The organism is Brevundimonas sp., assembly GCF_027484365.1.
GTDB lineage: Bacteria > Pseudomonadota > Alphaproteobacteria > Caulobacterales > Caulobacteraceae > Brevundimonas.
The window spans coordinates 78,798-95,233 of the sequence record NZ_JAIXTC010000019.1; the positions used below are offsets into that span (position 1 = coordinate 78,798).

The window sequence follows — 16,436 nt, forward strand, 5'->3', positions numbered from 1 at the left end:
TGCGTCGGCCCGGCTGGTCTGTCGCCGCCGTGGCCTCTCCCAATTGTTACAAGACCTCACGGGCTGTAACAGGCGCAAAGACACCCGACGCGACGCCACGTCAACCGGCGCAAGATTTCGCCTCCGCACTGCGCCCCCACGCACCCCCATGGGCCGAATCCGGTCGCGCGACGGCGTCAGCGGCTGTATCTGCCTTCTGTGCAGACGCTCGATTCCGTCCAGACCGCCGCTCCGCAGGGCGCCCTCGCCTCCCCGGCCGTGGCCCGCAACACTGCGCCCATCCTTCAGGTGCTGCGCGCTCACCTGCCCGCCCGCGCCCGCGTTCTTGAGATCGCTTCCGGCTCCGGCGAACACGCGATCGCCTTCGCCCGAGCCCTGCCCGCCACGACCTGGACGCCCAGCGACCCGTCGCCGGAGGCCCGCGCCAGCATCGCCGCCTGGACCACAGAGTCCGCCCTGGCCAATGTCGCTCCGGCCCTGGCGCTGGACGCCGCCGATCCCGACCGATGGCCCGAGGTCGATGTCCAGGCGATCTTCTGCGCCAACATGATCCACATCAGCCCCTGGGCCGCGACAGAGGGGCTGATGGCCGGAGCCGGGCGCGTCCTGCCCGATCCCGGCGGTCTTCTGGTTCTCTATGGTCCGTACCGCGAGACCGACATCCCCCTGGCCCCGTCCAATGTCGCCTTCGATGAGAGCCTGAAGGCGCGCGACCCGGCCTGGGGCCTGCGCGAACTGGACGATGTCGTCGCCCTGGCAAGGTCCCATCGCCTGCACCTGACCCGCCGGGTCGAGATGCCCGCCAACAACCTGTTGCTTCTCTTCCGCCGCGCCTGACTGGAGTTTCGACCATGAAAGCCCTGATCCTCGCCCTGGCCCTCACCGCGCTTGCGCCCGTCGCAACGGCGCAGACGACGCCCGGGCTCTCCAAACAGGCCAACCCGCCCTCCTACGGCGCGCCGATCTCACTGGCCGCCGCCGAGGACCTGATCGACCGCGCGGTCACGGCCGCGCGCGCCGCGGGCCACCGCATGGCCGTCGCCATCGTCGAACCGAACGGCGAACTGGTCGCCTTCGCCCGCATGGACGACACCCAGTACGGCTCGATCCGCGTCGCCCAGCGCAAGGCCTGGACGGCCGCCCGGTATCGGACGGCCACCTCAACGATGGAGGAGCGGACGCTGGCCGGGCGGACCGTGACCCTGGCCAACGACGACTCCTTGCCGATTGCCGGCGGCATTCCGATCGTCGTCGACGGCCTCATCGTGGGGGCCATCGGCGTGTCGGGCGCCTCGGCCGCCGAAGACGCCGTTGTCGCCACCGCCGCGCTCGCGGCAGACTGAGCCCGCCTTGGCGATTTCCCGCACCTATGACGGCGCCGAACCGAGCCGGATCAACAAATGGCTGGGTCAGTCGGGGGTCTGCTCGAGGCGCGAGGCGGACGCCCTGATCGCCGACGGTCTCGTCTCCATCGACGGAGAGGTCGTCAGGGACGCCGGCCGCAAGATCGAGGCGGGCCAGACCCTGACCCTGTCGGACCGGGCGACGACGGCCCTGGCGGCGGGCGTCACCATCGTGATGCACAAGCCGGTGGGCTATGTCTCCGGCCAGCCTGAGCCGGACAAGATCCCGGCGGTGCGGTTGCTGACCGACGCCAACCGCATCGGCGAGGGCGCGACCCCGGCCGCCGACGCCTCCCTGCCGCCCATCGGCCGGCTGGACGAGGATTCGCGGGGGCTTTTGATGCTGTCTTCGGACGGCGTCGTGGCCAAGGCGGTGATCGGACCGGAATCGAAGCTGGACAAGGAATATCTGGTCCGGGTCGCAGGGGACGTGACCGAAAAGAAGCTGAACCTGCTGCGCCACGGCATCATGCTGGACGGGCGTCAGTTGAAGCACGCGCGGGTCTCGCGGATGGAGCAGCAACGGCTGAAGTTCATCCTGACCGAGGGACGCAATCGCCAGATCCGGCGCATGTGCGAGCATGCGGATCTCGAAGTGGTGGATTTGCTCCGTGTACGGATCGGACCCATCCATCTGAACAATCTGCCCGAAGGCGCCTGGCGGATGCTGACCGCCGAGGAGCGGGCGGCGCTGGTCGGTTAAGCGGCCTGACTCCGGAATTCAGAGTCCAGATAGTCCGTAGAGTCCCGTTCAGCGTCGCGCCGAACCCGAAAACACAGTCCGAAGCGTCCGAAGAGACCGAAGCGTCCGGAGCGGCCCCACCTCGGCGCGACGAGGGCTCAACCTTTCAAAGACCGGTTCCGGCAAGTGGCGACTGGGTATCGGGCCTGCAAGACGCTCTTCGGAATAAATTCTCTCGCCTCACCCCTGACTCTGACGGTGCCGGTCCGACCCCACCCTCCGACGTGGCGGGTCTACCCCTCGCCGGGGCGGGTCAAGGTATAGGGTCGGTAGACCGAGGCGAAGGCCGGCAGCCTTTCGCAGGCGTCGGCATGGGCGGTCAGGGCTGCATAGGCCGCCATGTCGAACGCCCCCTCCAGCGCCTCGGTGATGAACCGGTAGACCGTGGCGAGGATGACGTCGGCGTGGCTCAGGCTGTCGCCGAACAGCCAGGGCGTGGTCCGCGCCGCCCGCTCCCGCTCCAGCACAGCCAGGGTGTCACCGACCTGGCTGCGGCAACGCGCGACCCACATGTCCAGGGCCGTGTCGCGGAAGGCCCGTTCGTAAAGCAGGCTGACCCCCTTGTCGGCAACGCCCGCCGTCAGGGCCGCCAGCCGCAACATCTCGCGCCGCTCGGGCCAGGGCCGGTCCAGTGTCGCGGCAGCCGGCCCGACCAGCCGATCAAGAGCCTCAAGAATGACCATACTGTCGGTCAGGGCGACGCCGTCGTCCATCACCAGCACCGGGACCCGTCGCAGCGGATTATAGGATGCGATCGCTTCCGCATCGCCGAAGGTCGAGAGCGGGGCGTTCTCGTAAGGGACGTCGTAGAGGTTCAGCGTCACCGCGACCCGACGCACGAATGGCGAGTCGTATTGACCGATCAGCAGCATCCATCCCTCCCGAGAGCACCGCTTCCGGCGTAGCGAGTGCAGGCGGCAGGGTCCAGCCCGGCCGCCCGCCGGTCACTCAAACGTCGTCGGCGCGTGCGGCCAGTTCATCGGCGCGCCGTTCCAACTCCGCGGCCTGGGCAGGCATTCTGCGGCCGGCGGCCTGCAGTTCGGCGTCGGTGACGGTATTGCCGCGGGAGGCATTCTCGCGGATCTGCCGGGCGCGGTAGGCCGGATCCTGAAGGCGGCGGCTCTCTTGCCGCAGTTGCTCCGCGCCGCGACGCATGTTCACCACGCCGGCGCGCATGTTGACGCGGGCGTCGGCCCGGGCGCGACGCGCACCTTCCATAGCGACACGAGACTGGGCCTCGGCCTGGGTCCTCGCCTGTTCGGCGGCGCGGCGGCCTTGGTCCGCATGGGAGAGAGCCACCTGACGCGCGCGCTCTCCGGCGAGACGGCCGTGTTCGGCCGCGGTCCGGGCGGATTCGGCCTGCAGGCGGGCGATGTCCGCCTGATGGCGGGCCATGTCGGCCTGATCGCGATCCCGGTCCGCCTGACGACGGGCGAGGTCAGCGTCACGGCGGTGCTGGTCGGCTTCAATCCGGGCCTCCACGGCGGCCTGGCGGGCTTCGACGGCGGCCTGGCGCGCCTCCTCGACCCGGGCCTGCTCAGCGGGAGTCAGATCCTCCCAGCGGCGGCCGTTGTAGGTGTAGACGTGATGGCCGGACTGCGACACGGCAGGCGGCGCGGGCGGCGCAGGGGGCGAGGGCGGTGTCGGCCAGGCGCCACGCGCGGGCGGGGCCGGAGGGGCCGGCGGAGCCGGAGGCGCGAGCCCCACCCACGAGAGCATGGTCCTGGCCGGAGCAGCCGGCACCGCGGGAACGACCGACGGCGGCGCCGGGGGAGCGGGCGGAGCCGGCGGCGCCGGCATGTCTCCGTCGTCGTTGATCTGAACCGCCGAACCCCCGTCGGAGATCAGGTTCGTCCGGGAATGCAGTTCGAGCGCTGCGATCGGGGTGGCCACGGCGGCCAGGGCGGCGACGGCGGTCAGGATGACGGCCGGACGACGTGCGGGGGACTTGTCGGTCATGAGGTTGGCGATCCTTCGTTTCAGGGAGCGGCCGTCGCCCGCCATCGCGGTCGCGGCCAGGGACGTGTTTTGCGGGCCCGGAGCGGCGGCGAGGCCGATCAGGGCGCGGGCGTAGGCGTGACGATCCACCTGTCCGACGGCGACGGCGTCGGCCGCCTCCTCGGAGCGTTCGATCAGGCTGCGATGAAGCATCCAGACCAGGGGATTGAACCAGAACAGGGCGAGGGCCAGCCGCGACAGGACCAGGAACAGCCAGTCCCGACGGCGGATGTGGGCCATCTCGTGAGCCATGACGGCAGCGGCCGTATCGGGTCGGGAGAGGGTGACCGGGTCGATCAGGACAGCCCCGGGCGGCAGACCCCAGCTCAGCGGACCGGTGATCCGGTCGCTGGACTTCAGCTGCGGGCGGGCCGCCGGTGCGAGGCCTGACAGGGCCTCGCTCCAGACCCCGGCCTTCACGGGCTTGCCGGCCTCGGTCCAGCGCGACAGGGTCCAGACGCCGGCCGCGAACCGGCCGGCGACGACGAGGGCCCCGACGGTCCAGACGAGCGCCAGGGTCTGCCCCAGCGACGGCAGCAGGAGGGAGCCGGAGACGGTCACCCCCTCGACCGGATGCAGGTCGCCGCTCCACAGGGCGGGTGGTGGCGCAGCCTGGACAGCCGCAGGCAAGAGGGCGAGGCTGAGCGCCGGGCCGAAGGTCATCAGCACCGGCAGGGCCAGGACGATGCAGACGGTGGCGCGCAGCACGTCGACCCGGTCGAAGGCGCTGCGGGCGACGGTGGCGGACAGGGCCAGACCGAGCGCCGTGACGACCGACGACTTGGCGAGCAGGGCGACCAGGAGGGCGGCGCTCATTGATCCCGCTCCCGGGCGGCGTCGAGCAGTTTTTCCAGGGCCTTGATCTCGTCGGGCTTCAGCGGCTCGCCCATGCCCAGAAGAGCGGTGGCGGCGCTGGCGGCCGAGCCGGCGAAGAAGGTGTCGACCATCCGCTTCAGGGCGCCCGCAGCGACGGTTTCAGTGCGGGGAACGGGCCGATAGTCGAACCCGTCCCCGCCCGCCGCCCGCGACACAAGCCCGCGATCTTCCAGTCGCTTCAGCAGGGTGCGGACGGCGGAATCGCTCAATGTGTCAGGCAGGGCCGCGCGCACGGCCGCGGCGGTCGCGACCTCCAGGCGGCACAGGAGTTCGAACACCTCTCGCTCCCGCCTCGGCAATCCCTCGATCATCGCCGTCACTCCGCCTTGGTCCGCTACATTTGTAGCGTTACATTTGTAGCGGATTAGGGCGGGATTGGGGCGACGAAGATGAAGCTTTGGACAGGCGTCCGTCAGGCCTCGACGGGCACGTGAAAGTCGAGGGTCACGCCCGGCGTCGTCGGCTCGAACCGGCTGTCGTACAGTTCGAAGTCCGGGCTTTCGGCCAGGGTCAGACCGCTACCCGGAACCAGTTCGCCCCAGATCGTCTGCATCGCAGCCTTGATCTGCGGATGGACCGGACCGCCGTCGAGGGTGATGCGGAACACAAGGTAGGTCGCGGCCGGCACGTCTTTGGCCTCGAATCCCTCGGGCGGCGTCGCGCCGGGTTCGATTCCCACCCCGGCCATATAGGCGAAACTCCCCTCCTCCCGGTCGACGCCCCAGACGACGCCATAGGTGTTCCAGCCTGGAACCTGCCCCTCGAACGGCAGGGCTCCGACCAGCCGGGCCCAGAGCTGGGGAATGCTGGACTTGGTGGCGTCATCGAAGCGGCGCGAAGGGCCCGCGACGGTGAAGGCCTCCATCGTCTTGAGCCCGGGCAACCGGGCGACGGCGGCTTCGCCGGAGACAGATGCGGTCATGGGGGAGTGTCCTTGCATTGGGGTGACGGGGACGACGCGTCGACGGAACCGGCCGGGCGAGACGCCGAAGATGCGGACGAAGGCGCGGGTGAAGGCCTCTTGCGACTCGAACCCGCTATCGAGCGCCAGATCGATGAGGCGCAGGCCGGGGTCGTCGACCATCCGGCGCGCCGCGCGGATCAGCCGCCGGGCGCGCACATGGGTCATCACGCTCCGTCCCATCCGGGCGGAGAAGACGCGCGAGAAATGATAGGGCGACAGGCCCGCCTGATCCGCGATCGCGGCCAGGGTCAGCGGCGCGTCCAGATGCGCCTCGATCCAGTCGACCGTGGCGGTCAGACGATCGGTTCCAGTGGTCGGCGCAATCTCCATGCGCCGGAATATGGACCGGTCAGAACGCCTCGTCCTGACCGGTCTTGCTGTTCGCGATCAGGCTGCGGGGGCGTCCAGCGTCGCCATGTCGATGACGAAGCGGTAGCGGACGTCCGACTTCTCCATCCGGTCGAAGGCGTGGTTGATCTCGTCCATGCGGATCATCTCGACGTCGGGGTGGATGTTCTTCTCGGCGCAGAAGTCGAGCATCTCCTGGGTCTCCCGGATGCCGCCGATCGGCGAGCCCGAGACACGGCGACGGGCCATCAGCAGCGGCAGGGTCGACATCTCCTCCATCGGACCCAGCTGGCCGACGATCACGAGCGTGCCGTCGATGTCGAGCAGGGGCATATAGGAGTTGAGGTCGTGCTTGACCGGCACGGTGTCGATGATCAGGTCCAGGCTGTTCGCCGCCGCCTTCATCGCCGCCCGGTCGCTCGAGACCAGCAGTTCGTGCGCGCCCAGTTCCTTCGCATCAGCCTCCTTGTCGGCCGTGCGGCTCAGCACAACGACGTGGGCGCCCAGACCCACGGCCAGCTTGACCGCCATATGGCCGAGACCGCCCAGGCCGATGACGCCGACGCGGGTGCCTTCCTTGACGCCCCAGGTCTTCAGCGGCGACCAGGTCGTGATGCCGGCGCAGAGCAGAGGCGCGGCCTTGGTGATGTCGAGCGCGTCCGGCACCGACAGGACGAACTCCTCGCGCACCACCAGATGCTTGGAATAGCCGCCGTAGGTCGGCTCGCCCGTGACCCGGTCCCGGCCGTTATAGGTCTGGGTGTTGCCGTTCCGGCAGAGCTGTTCCTCGCCCTTGTCGCACTGGTCGCAGTGCTGGCAGGAATCGACCATGCAGCCGACGCCGACGCGGTCGCCTTCCTTGAACTTCGTGACCTCGGGGCCGACAGCGGTGACGACGCCGATGATCTCGTGGCCCGGCACGACCGGATAGGAGGAGAAGCCCCAGTCGTTGCGCGCCTGGTGCAGGTCGGAGTGGCAGACGCCGCTGTACAGGATCTCCATGGCCACATCGTTCGCGCGCAGGTCGCGCCGGTCGAACGCCCAGGGAGCCAGCGGCGTCGTGGTCGAATGGGCGGCGTAACCGATGGTCTTCATGGAGTAGTCCTTCAAAAGGCGGACAGGAGCCGGCACCGCACATCCGGAACGCACCGATCCCGTCGATCGATCCGGAACAGGCCGCGATTCCGCATCCGATTGCGCGATATAGTCGACATCGACCCGTGAATGGCAATCATCAATGAAGCGCGGCGGTCCCGGCGACCTCGCCGCCTTCCACACCCTGGCCGACGCCGGCGTTCACGGCCCTGATCGACGCCCTGCGGTATCGACGGCCGTAGCGCGACCTAGTGGTTGGTGGTCAGGACGACGCCGACGAGCACGGCGGCCCAGTGGACGCTGGCGGCCGCGACGACGTGGCCGTGCCAGATGGCCCGGAACCACTTCAGCTTCTTGCGCACATAGAAGACCGCACCGGTCATATAGAGGACCCCGCCGATCGCCAGCAGCAGCAGGGCGATCCACGACCCGTGCGCGACCATCGGCTGGAAGGCGATCACCACCAGCCAGCCCAGGGCGATATAGACCCCGACCCAGAACCCCTTGCCGATACCGGGCAGGAACAGCTTGCCGAGGGCCCCGAGCGTCGCCAGCCCCCAGACCGCGCCCGTCATCGCCCAGGCCCAGACGCCTTCCAGATTGTGGGTCGTGAACGGCGTGTAGGACCCCGCGATCATCAGGAAGATGCCGGCGTGATCCAGACGGCGCAGCAGGGGCCGCCACTGGGGCTTTGCGAAATTATAGGCGGTCGAAAAGCCGAGCATCGCCAGCATCCCGATCGCATAGACCCCGACCGCGACCACCAGCCCCAGATCGCCCCGCGCCACCGAAAGACCCAGCAGAACACCGCCGCCGAACAGGGCGAAGGCCAGGCCAGACAGGTGGACCACGAGGTCCGCGCACTTGGCGCGAGGCGTCGGATAATGCCGGGGCGGAAGTGGCGTCGATGTCATGTCGTCAGCCTAGCAGAAAACGGAGTGCTGTCGTCTGGTCTTCCGCGTGCATGCATGGCCCAGGTGCTCGAAATGGGGCGCGACGGCGATCCTGGGCCCGACGTTTTGTGAGCGCACGGCCGGAGATGACGCTAGAACCGGCGGAACCCGCGGATACGAGACGCCATGACCGACTTCCATTCTGTCTATGCGTCCCGGCTCATGCCGCCGGCCGAGGCCGCCGCCCTGATCCCGTCCGGCGCGAAGATCGTCATGTCGCTCGGCGTCGGTCAGCCGCCCGCCATTCTCAAGGCCATCGCCGACCGGGCCGAGGCGGGACAGGTGGAGGGCCTGCGCTTCTACTACCTGCTGTCGACCGCCATCGCGGGCGAGACGGTGCTGCGCTACGAGCTGATGGACCGGATCCGACCCTGCAGCCTTTTCCACAGCGCCATCGAACGCCGTCTTGACGCCCAGGCCCGCGCCGAGGGTCGCCCGCCCGTGGTCGAGTTCATCCCGACCGGCTTCCAGCAGACCCCGCGCGTCCTGTGCGAGGAGATCGGCGTCGACACCCTCGTCGCCACGGTCTCGCCGATGGACGCGGACGGCCACTTCAGTTTCGGGACCAATACGGACTATGCCGAGCCGGTGTCGAAGACGGCGATGCGGCTGATCCTCGAGGTCAACCCCAACATGCCGCGGGTCTTCGGCCAGTCGACCGTCCACGTCTCGCGGGTCACGGCCCTTGTCGAGAATGCGGTTCCGCTGCTGGAAATCCCCAAGGCCGCGCCGCAACCGGCCGACACCGTCATCGGCGGACTGATCGCGGCCCAGGTCGAGGACGGCGCCACGCTCCAGATGGGGATCGGCGCCTTGCCGGACGCCGTCTGCGCGGCCCTGACGGGGCATCGGGACCTCGGCATCCACACCGAAATGCTGACACCCGGTCTGGTCGAGCTGATGAAGGCCGGGGTCGTGACCAACGCCCGCAAGACCCTGCATCCAGGCGTTACCGCCTTCGCCTTCTGCATGGGCGACCGTTCGACCTATGCCTATCTGCACGAGAACCCGGCAATCGAGGCCTATCCGGTCTCGTACATCAACGACGTATCCGTCATCGCGCGGAACGAACGGATGGTGTCGGTCAATGCGACGCTGGAGATCGACCTCAACGGCGCCTGTTGTTCAGAGCATCTGAACGGCCTGCAGTTCACAGGCTCAGGCGGCCAGCTCGACTTCGTCCGGGGGGCCTATGCCTCGGCCGGCGGCCAGTCGATCATCGCCTGCCATGCCACGGCGAAGTCCGGGACCCTGTCGCGCATCGTGCCGAAGCTCAGCGGGCCGGTGACCACGCCGCGCAATGACGTGCACAAGGTCGTCACGGAATACGGCGTCGCCGACCTGAAGGGACTCAGCACCTCGGAGCGCGCCCGCGCCCTGATCGCCCTCGCCGCGCCGCAGTTCCGCGAGGACCTGACGGCCCAGGCGAAGGCGATTGCCCTGATCGGCTAGGCCGGCATGCCGTCGTTTTGCGGCCCCCCGGCAGGGCGCCCCGAAGACCGGCCGCCGTCAGTCGTTGAGATGGCTCCAGACCCTGGAAATGACCACCGAGCCTTCGCCCACCGACGATGCGACCCGTTTGACCGAACCGGCGCGGACATCGCCCACGGCGAAGATTCCCGGTTCTGACGTCGCATAGGGCGAGGCGGCCGACGCGGCGTCACCGGTCAGGACGAAACCCTTGTCGTCGAGCGCCACAAGCCCAGAGAGCCACGCGGTGTTCGGTTCGGCTCCGACCATTATGAACAGGGCGCAGGTCGAGACCACACGGTCCGTTCCATCCACCCGGTTGCGGAGGACGACGGTCTCGAGCCTGGCCGATCCACCGACAGCTGTGACCTCCGTCTCGTATTCGATCGTGATCCGGGGATCGGCCTCCAGACGGCTGGAAAGATAGCTCGACATCGAGGCGGCCAGCGACCGGCCCCTGACGATCAAATGGACGCGGCTGGCCGACCGGCTCAGATACATGGCGGCCTGACCGGCGGAGTTGCCGCCGCCAATGATCACGGCGGCCGTATCGCGGCAGTATCGCGCCTCGTTTTCGGTTGCGGCGTAGTAGACCCCGGCGCCCTCGTAGTCCGCGAGACGGTCGATCGGCAGTCGCTTGTACTGGACGCCGGTCGCCACAACGACGGCCCCGGCCGAAATCCGGCGACCATTGTCGAAGACGGCGCAGAAGCGCCCGGTGTCCTGGTGCTCCAGAGAGACGACGCGACGCGGCATCAGGAAGCGTGCCCCGAACTTCATGGCCTGGACCTCGCCACGCCAGACCAGGTCCGCGCCCGAAATCCCGGTCGGGAAGCCCATGTAGTTTTCAATCCGGCTCGATGTGCCCGCCTGGCCGCCGATGGCGGTATCCTCGACCACCAGGGCGCTCAGCCCCTCCGCACCGGCGTAGACGGCGGCAGCGACCCCCGCCGGACCGCCGCCGACGATCAACACGTCGAACGGCGCGTCGTCGTCGAGATCATAGTTTACGCCCAGAAGGCGGGCGACCGTCTCCGGGGTCGGATCCTCCACCACATGCCCGCGACCGAAGATCACTGCAGGCGTGTCGGCGGAGAGGTCGCAACTGGTCGCAACCTCCAGCGCCTCGGGGCTTCCGACCTCGTACGAGGCATAGGGCAGACGGTTACGGCTGACGAAGTCCGCGATCCGGCGGACGTTTCTGTCCCGGTCCTCGCCGATCAGGACCAGCGGACTGAACCGTGTCTCGAGCTGTTTGCGTCGCCGCGCAGCCAGAACAGTGATGATGATGTCCGACATCTCCGGAATCTCGGACATCAATCGCAACATCGCGGGCCGTGGGACTTCCAGAACGCTTGTCGTGCGCACGGCGCGCAGGGGCATCGACCAGTTTCCCCCGTTGAGAAAGGAGATCTCGCCCATGAATTGGGCCGGACCCAAGGTGGACCCCGTCGCACGCGCGTCAGAGAACGGGTTTACGACCTCGATCTCGCCATCGAGAAGATAGACGAACCGGTCCACCGGATCGCCCGGCTGCACCAGGAAGACGCCGCCGTCATAGGTCACGACCGTTCCGACAGACCGCATCGCATCGACATGCGCCGCCGCCAGCGGCGTGCGCTGCATCTCTTCAAGGTCGCGGCCGATCGTTTCCAAGCGGGTCCCCTCCCCTCCGCCCGCGCGCGGGCCACCTGACGAGTGAACCCTAGGCCTGGCCGGGGAAATCAGGGAGCCCCCCGGGCGGGATTATTCCCACTCGATTACACAAATTACCCCAAGCCCCTGATCGGCTTGGGGTTTTTTCTCGCTCATCGGCCGCCGGACCGATTGAACAACCGACAGACGAGAAGTATTCTGAAAACATTCAGAAAATTCTAAGCAATAACATTTGCGTGAATTCGTCATCTTTTGCGGTCTATCGGACTTTCTGAGCACTGAGATGCAATGCAACGAGTTCGATTCGCCTTGCCACCTTGCACCATCACTTGGACGTACACTGTATCTCATCCGCACGTCCGTCGTCGAGCTTACCGGGTCGATCGTATGGCGATAGCGACAAGACTCGTCGGTGCCTTTCATGTCGCGCTCGAACACCGGAAGACAAACGCCGCACTGGCTTTGGGGCCGACGGCGTCCTGACTTTCGACGACGGCGGGACTGGCCGATCGGTCTTTTGCCACGAGGACGACAGATGGCGGATTACGCACATCCGTTGGTCCTCGGACGCGGTGCGCTGATCTCGCGATCAGGCGGGGGGAGTCGCCGACGCTCCCTTCTGGGCGAGCCAGGCGTCGATCAGGGTGATTTCGCGCTCCTGCGCCGTGATCACTTCTTGGGCCAGACTCCGCGCCTGAGCGTCCTTGCCTTGCGCAAGTTCCACACGGGCCATCGAGATGGCGGCGACGTGGTGACCCCGCATCTGCTTCATGAAATCGATGTCCGCGTCTCCGGTGAAGGCCGGCATCGCCTCCATCATGGTGTTCATCGAGGCCTTGTAGCCTTGGGTGGCGATGGAGTCGCCGGCCGCGGCCGCGGCCATGCCGCCCTCCATCGCGCCGTGGGCGCCCGCCGTTGCGACGACCTCCGGCGCGGCCACTGCTGGCTCGTCGGCTTGCGGGGAACAGGCCGCTGACAGGGCGCAGGCGGCGAGGACGAGGCTGATGCGTTTCATGAAGGCTCCTTGGGATCCCGACATTAGCGACCGGACCGTCTCGTTCGTTCCGTAAGGCCCTACCGACTGGCCCGCGCCAGGAGTTCGATCAGCTCGCTGGCCTTGGCTTTTCGATCCTCGAGATCGTCGCCGGTCATGGCTCCCATGACGCAGTGGTCGAGGTGATCCCTCAGCACTTCGGTCTCAACGCGATGGAGCGCGGCCCGGACAGCCTGCAACTGGGTCAGCAGATCGACGCAGTACCGGTCGTCTTCGACCATGCGGGCGATTCCCCGCACCTGGCCTTCGATCCGGCTGAGCCTGTTGAGGACTTTGGGTTTCGTGTCGGTTTGCATGCGGCCTGTCCTCCTGAGCCTCCCATATACCCCACAAGGGTATCTTGCGATATACCCCCCGTGGGTATATGTGAGCCCTTCGATCATCCGGAGAGAGCGACATGTCTACGCATCCTCACAATCATGACTCGGGTCACGCCTGCTGCGCGGCGAAGGCCTCGGATGGAGCGGCTGCGGTCAAGGATCCCGTCTGCGGCATGTCGGTCGATCCGACGACTACCGCTCATCGAGCCAGTCATGATGGTCAGGACTATTTCTTCTGCTCGGCGGGGTGCCGGACCAAATTCGTCGCCGATCCGGCGCGTTACCTGACTCCTCGTGCGGAAGCCGAGCCGGTAATTCCCGGCGCCATCTACACCTGCCCGATGCACCCCGAGATCCGGCAGGAAGGCCCAGGCTCCTGCCCGATCTGCGGCATGGCGCTCGAGCCGGAGACGGTCACCGCGGAAGCCCCGCCCAACCACGAGCTGATCGACTTCACGAGACGCTTCTGGGTCGGTCTGGTCCTGACCCTGCCGGTCTTCGCCCTGGAAATGGGCGGACACCTGGCCAATCTCCACATGTTCATCCCGGGCCAGATGTCGAACTGGATCCAGTTCGCTTTGGCGACCCCCGTGGTTCTCTGGTGCGGCTGGCCCTTCTTCGAGCGCGGCTGGACATCGCTGCGCACCCGTCGGCTGAATATGTTCACCCTGATCGCCATGGGGGTCGGCGTGGCATGGCTTTACAGCGTCGTGGCCGTCGTCGCGCCAACCCTGTTCCCGCCCGCCTTCCTGAAGGCCGACGGAAGCGCGCCGGTGTATTTCGAGGCGGCGGCGGTCATCACCGTGCTGGTCCTCGTCGGGCAGATCCTGGAACTGCGCGCCCGCGAACAGACGTCGGGCGCGATCCGCGCCCTGCTTGACCTCGCGCCCAAGACCGCGCGCCGGATACGGGCGGACGGCGTCGATGAAGACGTCTCGCTTGACCAGATCGCCGTCGGCGACCGCCTGCGGGTCCGGCCCGGAGAGAAGATCCCGGTCGATGGCGAACTCCTGGAGGGTCGGGTCGCTGTCGATGAATCCATGGTGACCGGCGAGTCCATGCCGGTGACCAAGGACGTCGGCGACCGCGTCGTGGCCGGCGCGCTCAACAAGACCGGATCCTTCATCATGCGCGCCGACAAGGTGGGCGCCGACACCCTTCTGGCGCAGATCGTCCAGATGGTGGCCCAGGCCCAGCGCAGTCGCGCTCCGATCCAGAGGTTGGCCGATACGGTCTCCGGATGGTTCGTTCCCACAGTGATCGCGATCGCCCTGCTCGCCGCCGTCGTCTGGGGCCTGGTCGGTCCCGAACCCCGCCTGTCCTACGCCCTGGTCGCCGCCGTTTCGGTGCTCATCATCGCGTGTCCCTGTGCGTTAGGTCTGGCCACGCCGATCTCGATCATGGTCGGGGTCGGACGTGGGGCGCACGCCGGCGTCCTGATCAAGAACGCCGAGGCCCTCGAACGCTTCGAGAAGGTCGACACCCTCGTTCTGGACAAGACCGGCACCCTGACCGAGGGCCGTCCTTCGGTGACGGCGATCCTGCCCGCCCAAGGCTTCGACGAAGCGGACATCCTGCGTCTTTCGGCAAGCCTTGAGCGTGGCAGCGAACATCCGTTGGCCGACGCGATCGTCCGAGCCGCCAACGACCAGGACATTCCCCTTTCGGAGGCCGTGGACTTCGACAGCCCCGTCGGTCGCGGAGTCCGCGGGACGATTGACGGCCGCCAGATCGCCTTGGGCAACACCCGTTATCTCGGCGAGCTTTCGATCGACGTCTCCGCGCTGGAGCCGAAGGCGGAAGCCCTCCGCCACGACGGCGCCACAGCGATCTTCGTCGCGATCGACGGAAAGGCGGCCGGGGTCATCGGCATCGCCGATCCCATCAAGGCCACCACGCCGGAGGCGATCCGCGCGCTGAAGGCAGCCGGTCTGCGGCTGGTGATGATGACGGGAGACAACCGGACGACGGCTGAAGCCGTGGCGCGACGGCTCGGCATCGACGAAGTCCAGGCGGAGGTCCTGCCGCAGGACAAGGCGTCGGTCGTTCAACAGCTTCGTTCGCAGGGTCGAATCGTCGCCATGGCGGGAGACGGCGTCAACGACGCCCCTGCCCTCGCCGCTGCCGATGTCGGCGTCGCCATGGGGGCGGGTTCGGACGTCGCCATCGAAAGCGCCGGCGTCACCCTGCTGGGCGGCGATCTCCAAGGGATCGTGCGCGCACGGCGTCTGTCCCGCGCGGTGATGGGCAACATCCGCCAGAACCTCGTTTTCGCCTTCGGCTACAACGCCCTTGGCATCCCCGTGGCGGCCGGCCTGCTCTATCCCGTCTTCGGCTGGCTTCTCTCGCCGGCGCTGGCGGCGCTCGCAATGGCGCTCTCCTCGGTCAGTGTGATCGGCAATGCGCTGAGACTGCGCGGGGTGAGGCTCTAGCCAGGACGGGCTGACCAACAGTCCCTTCCACCGACCCAAGGGAGGAACCGGCGGCGACGAGCCGGATTGTTCCGGACGTCACCCGCATTCACCGGGTATTCGCAACCCACCGGCGATGGCGAACTGACATTTCTGAAGAGGAACCGACGATGTCTCATCAACAGATGGATCACGACCGGCGAGGCGGCGCTCGTGGACTTGGCCCTTACCGGAGCCTGTACCTGGAGTTGGCGCTCGATTTCGTCATCATGTACCTGGTCATGTACACGATGATCGCCACGCTCGGTCATTTTTACCTCAACCTGAACAACGTCTACATGACGCTGATGATGGTCGCACCGATGGCGGTCTTCATGCTCGTCTTCATGCGGTCCATGTATCCGTCGCGCAAAACGAACCTGGTTATTGGAGCGGTCGCGGCCGTGATCTTCGTCGGCAGCTTCATCGGCATGCGCACACAGGCGTTCGTTGGCGACGACGAATTCCTGCGATCGATGATCCCGCACCATTCCGGGGCCGTGTTGATGTGCGAGCAAGCCTCCCTGACCGATCCGGAGATCATCGCCCTGTGCGACGGCATCGTGCGTGGTCAACAGGAGGAGATCGCCCAGATGCAGGCGCTCCTCGAGAAGCGTCGCCGCTGACCCCGGCGTGCGGGGGAAGGCCTCAGCCGCCGCCCGCTTCTTCTTCATGAGGGACGCGGTCGTGTGGCGCGTAGAGAAGCAGAAGGCCGGGACCGGCCAAACGTCTGGAGACTGAGTATGCGTTACTTCAACCCCGCGCCCTTTATCGCCGTCGCGGCGGTCGTGGGCTTCGCCGCCGGACCGGCGGCGGCCCACGCTCGCTTGGTCAGCGCCACCCCGGCGCCCGACTCCACCGTGGCCGCGACCCGGACGCTGACCCTGACCTTCAGCGAACGCAGCGTTCCCGCCTTTTCCGGCTTCGACGTCGTCAATGCGGCGGGGGAGAAGATCGCAATCCGCACCTCGGTCGCCGAGGACGGCAGGACCCTCACGGGCGCGCTGGCTCGCCCTCTGGTCGCCGGCGCCTACCGCGTCGACTGGCGTATCGCCTCGAGCGATGGCCACCGCATGACGGGATCCTACACCTTCACGGTGCGCTGAC

Annotated in this window: 16 protein-coding genes; 7 read left to right on the forward strand and 9 right to left on the reverse strand. The window is 67.5% G+C overall.

The features are described 5' to 3' along the window. Window positions 1-198: 198 nt before the first annotated feature. Genes Q0044_RS09790 through Q0044_RS09800 form a run of 3 tightly spaced genes read left to right on the forward strand, consistent with a single transcriptional unit; the run spans window position 199 to window position 2,106 of the window. Window positions 199-837, forward strand: coding sequence for a DUF938 domain-containing protein (locus Q0044_RS09790; protein ID WP_298161853.1), 639 nt, complete (start codon window positions 199-201; stop codon window positions 835-837). Window positions 838-851: 14 nt separating this feature from the next. Beyond that, on the forward strand, window positions 852-1,343 hold the full coding sequence (locus tag Q0044_RS09795) for a GlcG/HbpS family heme-binding protein (protein ID WP_298161855.1): 492 nt from the start codon (window positions 852-854) through the stop codon (window positions 1,341-1,343). A 7-nt stretch (window positions 1,344-1,350) separates the two neighbouring features. Beyond that, on the forward strand, window positions 1,351-2,106 hold the full coding sequence (locus Q0044_RS09800; protein ID WP_298161856.1) for a pseudouridine synthase: 756 nt from the start codon (window positions 1,351-1,353) through the stop codon (window positions 2,104-2,106). A gap of 272 nt (window positions 2,107-2,378) precedes the next feature. Here the strand turns inward: Q0044_RS09800 and Q0044_RS09805 are convergent, their stop codons facing one another. The 6 genes from Q0044_RS09805 to trhA form a co-directional block, all read right to left on the reverse strand. Then, complete coding sequence (locus Q0044_RS09805) at window positions 2,379-3,017, reverse strand: glutathione S-transferase family protein (RefSeq protein ID WP_298161859.1); 639 nt, start codon at window positions 3,015-3,017, stop codon at window positions 2,379-2,381. Between the two features lie 76 nt (window positions 3,018-3,093). Beyond that, window positions 3,094-4,959, reverse strand: coding sequence for a M56 family metallopeptidase (locus Q0044_RS09810; RefSeq protein ID WP_298161862.1), 1,866 nt, complete (start codon window positions 4,957-4,959; stop codon window positions 3,094-3,096). Further along, entirely contained in the window at window positions 4,956-5,297 is a 342-nt protein-coding gene (locus tag Q0044_RS09815; protein ID WP_298161864.1) for a BlaI/MecI/CopY family transcriptional regulator, read from the reverse strand. The genes Q0044_RS09810 and Q0044_RS09815 overlap by 4 nt, the downstream gene beginning before the upstream one ends. Before the next feature lie 134 nt (window positions 5,298-5,431). Continuing rightward, window positions 5,432-6,313, reverse strand: coding sequence for an AraC family transcriptional regulator (locus Q0044_RS09820; protein ID WP_298161866.1), 882 nt, complete (start codon window positions 6,311-6,313; stop codon window positions 5,432-5,434). Between the two features lie 57 nt (window positions 6,314-6,370). Then, complete coding sequence (locus Q0044_RS09825) at window positions 6,371-7,426, reverse strand: NAD(P)-dependent alcohol dehydrogenase (protein ID WP_298161868.1); 1,056 nt, start codon at window positions 7,424-7,426, stop codon at window positions 6,371-6,373. A 248-nt stretch (window positions 7,427-7,674) separates the two neighbouring features. Beyond that, window positions 7,675-8,340 (reverse strand): PAQR family membrane homeostasis protein TrhA, encoded by a 666-nt coding sequence (gene trhA / locus Q0044_RS09830; protein ID WP_298161871.1) that lies wholly within the window; start codon window positions 8,338-8,340, stop codon window positions 7,675-7,677. A gap of 165 nt (window positions 8,341-8,505) precedes the next feature. Between trhA and Q0044_RS09835 the strand changes: the two genes are divergently transcribed. Continuing rightward, complete coding sequence (locus tag Q0044_RS09835; RefSeq protein ID WP_298161873.1) at window positions 8,506-9,831, forward strand: acetyl-CoA hydrolase/transferase family protein; 1,326 nt, start codon at window positions 8,506-8,508, stop codon at window positions 9,829-9,831. 57 nt (window positions 9,832-9,888) lie between these two features. On the opposite strand, the gene Q0044_RS09840 is transcribed toward Q0044_RS09835, so the two are convergent. The 3 genes from Q0044_RS09840 to Q0044_RS09850 all read right to left on the reverse strand — a co-directional run bounded on the left by Q0044_RS09840 (window position 9,889) and on the right by Q0044_RS09850 (window position 12,855). Further along, complete coding sequence (locus Q0044_RS09840; RefSeq protein WP_298161875.1) at window positions 9,889-11,505, reverse strand: FAD-dependent oxidoreductase; 1,617 nt, start codon at window positions 11,503-11,505, stop codon at window positions 9,889-9,891. A 589-nt stretch (window positions 11,506-12,094) separates the two neighbouring features. Further along, window positions 12,095-12,520 carry a DUF305 domain-containing protein gene (locus tag Q0044_RS09845; RefSeq protein ID WP_298161876.1) on the reverse strand — a complete coding sequence of 142 codons (426 nt, stop codon included), beginning with the start codon at window positions 12,518-12,520 and terminating at the stop codon, window positions 12,095-12,097. A 59-nt stretch (window positions 12,521-12,579) separates the two neighbouring features. After that, a complete protein-coding gene (locus tag Q0044_RS09850) occupies window positions 12,580-12,855 on the reverse strand; it encodes a metal-sensitive transcriptional regulator (protein ID WP_207931473.1) in 276 nt (91 codons plus the stop codon). A gap of 101 nt (window positions 12,856-12,956) precedes the next feature. On the opposite strand from Q0044_RS09850, the gene Q0044_RS09855 reads away from it, so the two are divergent. The 3 genes from Q0044_RS09855 (at window position 12,957) to copC (ending at window position 16,435) form a co-directional block, all read left to right on the forward strand. Next, window positions 12,957-15,311 carry a heavy metal translocating P-type ATPase gene (locus Q0044_RS09855; protein WP_298161877.1) on the forward strand — a complete coding sequence of 785 codons (2,355 nt, stop codon included), beginning with the start codon at window positions 12,957-12,959 and terminating at the stop codon, window positions 15,309-15,311. Between the two features lie 149 nt (window positions 15,312-15,460). After that, entirely contained in the window at window positions 15,461-15,955 is a 495-nt protein-coding gene (locus tag Q0044_RS09860; protein ID WP_298161879.1) for a DUF305 domain-containing protein, read from the forward strand. A gap of 117 nt (window positions 15,956-16,072) precedes the next feature. Further along, window positions 16,073-16,435, forward strand: a complete 363-nt coding sequence (gene copC / locus Q0044_RS09865; protein WP_298161880.1) for a copper homeostasis periplasmic binding protein CopC — start codon at window positions 16,073-16,075, stop codon at window positions 16,433-16,435. Window position 16,436 lies beyond the last annotated feature (1 nt).

Excerpts from the sequence above, each read along its gene's own strand:
- Q0044_RS09795 (WP_298161855.1), top strand. The coding sequence starts at position 852 with ATGAAAGCCCTGATCCTCGCCCTGGCCCTCACCGCGCTTGCGCCCGTC.
- Q0044_RS09805 (WP_298161859.1), bottom strand. The coding sequence starts at position 3,017 with ATGCTGCTGATCGGTCAATACGACTCGCCATTCGTGCGTCGGGTCGCG.
- Q0044_RS09810 (WP_298161862.1), bottom strand. The coding sequence starts at position 4,959 with ATGAGCGCCGCCCTCCTGGTCGCCCTGCTCGCCAAGTCGTCGGTCGTC.
- Q0044_RS09820 (WP_298161866.1), bottom strand. The coding sequence starts at position 6,313 with ATGGAGATTGCGCCGACCACTGGAACCGATCGTCTGACCGCCACGGTC.
- Q0044_RS09825 (WP_298161868.1), bottom strand. The coding sequence starts at position 7,426 with ATGAAGACCATCGGTTACGCCGCCCATTCGACCACGACGCCGCTGGCT.
- trhA (WP_298161871.1), bottom strand. The coding sequence starts at position 8,340 with ATGACATCGACGCCACTTCCGCCCCGGCATTATCCGACGCCTCGCGCC.
- Q0044_RS09835 (WP_298161873.1), top strand. The coding sequence starts at position 8,506 with ATGACCGACTTCCATTCTGTCTATGCGTCCCGGCTCATGCCGCCGGCC.
- Q0044_RS09845 (WP_298161876.1), bottom strand. The coding sequence starts at position 12,520 with ATGAAACGCATCAGCCTCGTCCTCGCCGCCTGCGCCCTGTCAGCGGCC.
- Q0044_RS09850 (WP_207931473.1), bottom strand. The coding sequence starts at position 12,855 with ATGCAAACCGACACGAAACCCAAAGTCCTCAACAGGCTCAGCCGGATC.
- Q0044_RS09855 (WP_298161877.1), top strand. The coding sequence starts at position 12,957 with ATGTCTACGCATCCTCACAATCATGACTCGGGTCACGCCTGCTGCGCG.
- Q0044_RS09860 (WP_298161879.1), top strand. The coding sequence starts at position 15,461 with ATGTCTCATCAACAGATGGATCACGACCGGCGAGGCGGCGCTCGTGGA.
- copC (WP_298161880.1), top strand. The coding sequence starts at position 16,073 with ATGCGTTACTTCAACCCCGCGCCCTTTATCGCCGTCGCGGCGGTCGTG.